This is a genomic window from Streptomyces sp. NPDC046805 (genome assembly GCF_040645355.1).
In the GTDB taxonomy this organism is placed as follows: domain Bacteria; phylum Actinomycetota; class Actinomycetes; order Streptomycetales; family Streptomycetaceae; genus Streptomyces.
Map to the genome: position 1 here is coordinate 1 of NZ_JBEYYC010000080.1, position 3,998 is coordinate 3,998.

Below are 3,998 nucleotides of genomic sequence, written 5' to 3' on the forward strand. Positions count from 1 at the left end.
ATAGCATGCACGGCGAGTCGTAGCGCGAGCTCGGGCTTGGTGCCGCGCCCCTTGTTGGACTGAATGCTGCGCCTCGTACCGGGCGTGGAGGCCCGCGACGGACGCGCCACGTTGCGCTTGGATTTCTCGGCCATGTGATCCCTCGCCTCGGAGTATCTCATCACCCTTGACCGGCGCCCGTCCGTGTGGACGATCGCACATCACCTGATCGTCCACATCGTCTGGTGTTCATTGGGTCACAGCCATCGAGGCGGGTGTCGTCTACCGAAAGTCCGCACCCAGCCGATTGGCTTGGGGTTGAATGATGAGGCTACGGGGGGACCCCGTGTGGACGGTACGCGTTTCCGCCTGGTTTGGTGGATGGTACGACGCCTTGGTGGAGGGGGATACGGGTGGGGATCCAGCCGCGCTTTCGGCGCGCGGTCGCGCAGCAGCGGCGGTTTGTCGATCGGGAGCTGGTACTTGAAGCGTTCGAGGCGGAGCTGGCGCGGGCGTCATCGAGCCCAAGGGGTCTGAATCTGACGGGCGTCGGGGGCATCGGAAAGTCGCGACTCTTAGGTGAGCTGAGGACACGGTGCGCTGAGGTTCGCCGTACGGCGCTCCTGGACTTGCAGAACCCGGTCATGCGTCAGCAGGAGGACGCGCTGGCCGCACTCCGTGCGGAACTCGGCTCGCAGGGTGTGCAGTTCGACCGTTTCGACATCGCCTACGCGGTGCTGTGGCAGCGGCTCCACCCACATCTGCGGATCAACCGGCAGGACCTGCCGTTCATCGCGGAGAGCGAGGCCCTTTCACAGATGGTGGGTGACCTGACGGGTCTGCCGATCTTCGGCAGTGCTGTGGGTCTGATCAAGTTGGGGCAACGAGCGCTGGTAGGTGGACGCCGGCGTCGGACCATCCGCCAGGACGAGACGCTGCAGGACCTCGACAACCTGTCGAACGCCGACCTCGTGGACGCCGTGACCTTTCTGTTCGCGCAGGATCTCAGAGCGAGCAGCGAGGCACAGCCGTACGTGATCTTCGTGGACGCCTTCGAGGCGCTCGTCCCCGTGCCGGTGCGCTCCGGGCGTGCTGCGTCACCAGATACCTGGTTGCGTGATCTCGTCGCGCAGCTCGACCGCGGCCTGGTCGTGGTCGCGAGCAGGGAACCGCTGGCCTGGGAGGTGTACGACCCGGCATGGCGGCAAATGATCAGGACGTGCCCCGTCGAGGGGCTTCCGATGAAGGCCCGGCTTGAACTGCTCGAACATTCGGGCATCGGAGAGCCTATGGAGCGGCACGCCATTGCCCAAGCGAGCGTGGGGCTGCCGTTCTATCTCCATCTGGCGATCGACACACGAACGCAGCAGAGTGCCACGACCCCGAATGCCGGGAGCGTTGTCTCTGCGGAGGAGATCCTTCAGCGGTTTCTAGCGCATGTCGGAGCCGAAGAAGTACGTCTGCTGGAAGTGCTCGGCGCCGCTAGGCAGTTCGACTATGAGCTCTTCCAGTACCTGGCCCGTCAATTCGACCTGCCGTCGAATCGGATGGTGTGGGAGTCGCTCACCGCGTACTCGTTCGCGCATCCTGCAGGGGACGGCGCCGTTCGCCTGCACCAGTTGATGGTGTCGGCTTTGCGTGAACGGCTCTCGCCGGAACTGCGGCGAGAGATTCATACCGCTCTGTTCACCTACTGGAAGCAATACGCCTCCAGGACCGGACCGGTCATGCCCTCGCAGCGAACCGGTGAGCAGTCAGCAGCCCTCCCTACCCCTACGGCAGGCACCGGCGGTGATGTTCGTGCACTGCGGGAAGCCGTATACCACGGGCTGCGAGCACAGACGCTGGATGGAGTAGGCGTCCTCGGCTATGCGGACCGCGCACTGCTGCACGGCGGATGGCAGACAGCAGAGGGCATGCTTCGAGACCTTAGGAACTATCTCGCTGCCGAACCCGATGAACGCCCAGAACTACAGGAGACCGCGCTCTGCCTGGAGACAGAGAGAGCCATCCTGCTCGGAGAGGCGAGCTCAGCCAATGGTCTGACCCCGCAGGTCGATTGGTCTGTCACCGGCACCATGCCGGCACGTCTGACGTTGGCGGCCGCGCACGGGCGCAGGATCGCCGGACGGACAGCCGAGGCGCTGAGCCTGTACGGACGGGTCTGGGAGGGACACCGGGGCCCGGCGCGACTCACGGCAGGGTTGTGGGCAGCTGATCTCCACATGTGCCAGGGGCGTTTCAGGGACGCGGAATCCTTGGCCACGCGAATCCAGTCGGACTGCCCCGACGACCAGGCGGAGCTGCGAGGGGATGTGGCCAGGCTTCGCCACCTGGCCTACCGCTTCGCGTTCGATCTGGACTCCTCGCGTCGCCATCTTGACGAGGCACATCGCGAATACGAGCGCGCGGGGTCTCTCGTTGGGCAGGCCAACATACAAGTTAATCGTGCCGAGCTCGCGGCGCTCACGGACCCGGAAACGGGTGTGCAGGCGGCGTCGACTGCCATCGACGCCCAGCGGGACATGGGCGCGCTCCACGAACTCGGAAAGGCATACACCGCACTGAGTGTGGCATTGCTACAGCTGAACCGGGTCGATGAGGCGGATGCGGCACTGCAGACGGCGTGTCACGAGTTGGAACGCGCGCAGTACCGGTCAGGGCGTGCGCGGGCAGAACTCACCCGGGCGATCCTTTTTACCCGGCGCGGCGACTTGCGAGCGGCCGACCGTTCGGCACGCTGGGCGATCGGGGAGCTGGAAGCCACCGAGGTTTACCCCACTTTGGTACTGGCCGCGTGTCTCCTGACCGATCGACTCGGTAGTTCTGACGAGGCTATTGAGTGCTCTCGCTCCCAGGCACGTGCCTCGGTCCAGGCCATCGACTCTGCGGAGGCGGTGGAGGGGCGTACGGAGAACGTGATCGGTCGACTTCTGGAGGGCAACTTATGATCGATGATCCGATTGCCCTGTACCAGAGGGCAGTTCACACCAACCACAGCGCATCCGGCTACTACAACCACAACGTACGAGTCGACCGGGCTGGCCAGCCCCTCCTGGTGCGTATTCCCATCCCGAGCGCCGCCACGATGGACCTCACTATCTGGCCCGAGGACGCGATTCTCGCAGCGGTCGGGCCGTATGTGCGCAACGTCCCGCGCCTGGTTCACACCAGCGCGGAGCCGCGCTACCAGATCCATGAATTCATAGACGGGCAGCTGCTCGAAGCCGTAGCCCCTCGCGGGACGCCCGTTCCTCGACACGTGCTCTCCGACGCCGTGCGGTTCTTCGCCGAGACCGCAGAGGTGCCCCTGACCGCCCTCCCGACCCTCCCGGCCGGCTGGCCTGATGACAGCGACACCGTCGGGTTCGCCCGGCGACTCTCCGATGTTACCGAAGGCGTATACGCCCGACATGTAGCGGCCTACGCGGACCTGTTCGCCGAGCTCGGCTTCCCGGCCGACCCGTTGGCTCCGGCCCTTGACGGCTGGTCCGCGCTGCATCGACGGCCCTTCTGCCTGCTGCACTCGGATGTGCATCGGAAGAACCTGATGTTGCGCGCAGAGCAGACGGTATTCATCGACTGGGAACTCGCCCTTTGGGGTGACCCGCTTTATGAACTCGCCGTGCACCTGCACAAGATGGACTACCTGTCGGAGGAAGAAGAACAGGTCGTCACGGGATGGGCGAGTGTCCTCGGGCGACAGAGCGTCGGGTGGCAGGACGATCTAGGCCGATACCTGACGCATGAGCGCATCAAGTCCGCTGTCGTGGACACCGTCCGGTACACCCAGGAAATGCTGGCCTGCTGGCACGACGAGCCACGGCGTCGCGCTTTCGGCGAGCGCCTCACACGGAAGGTGAACCGGGCCCGTCCGTACTGGGGGCACACGGATCAGCTGACGACCCAGGCTGTGGACAAGGCGGTTACGGCGTGGTGCGCCGTGCACACGGCCCAGGGGTGATGCACCCGAGGCATGGCGCCCGCCGCCTTCTCGACCCCGTCGCGGTCAGCTCATA

General features: G+C 65.2%; 2 protein-coding genes. Both read left to right on the forward strand.

Translation table 11 applies throughout. The features are described 5' to 3' along the window. Positions 1-623 precede the first annotated feature (623 nt). The gene (locus ABZ910_RS36170; protein WP_361373667.1) at positions 624-2,930 is read left to right on the forward strand and encodes a hypothetical protein; all 2,307 of its coding nucleotides are present in this window, start codon (positions 624-626) and stop codon (positions 2,928-2,930) included. Beyond that, a complete protein-coding gene (locus tag ABZ910_RS36175; RefSeq protein WP_361373669.1) occupies positions 2,927-3,943 on the forward strand; it encodes a phosphotransferase in 1,017 nt (338 codons plus the stop codon). Before ABZ910_RS36170 ends, ABZ910_RS36175 begins: the two co-directional genes overlap by 4 nt. Positions 3,944-3,998 lie beyond the last annotated feature (55 nt).

Bases quoted from the DNA above. Each gene is read 5' to 3' on its own strand.
- ABZ910_RS36170 (WP_361373667.1), top strand. From the start codon at position 624: ATGCGTCAGCAGGAGGACGCGCTGGCCGCACTCCGTGCGGAACTCGGC.
- ABZ910_RS36175 (WP_361373669.1), top strand. From the start codon at position 2,927: ATGATCGATGATCCGATTGCCCTGTACCAGAGGGCAGTTCACACCAAC.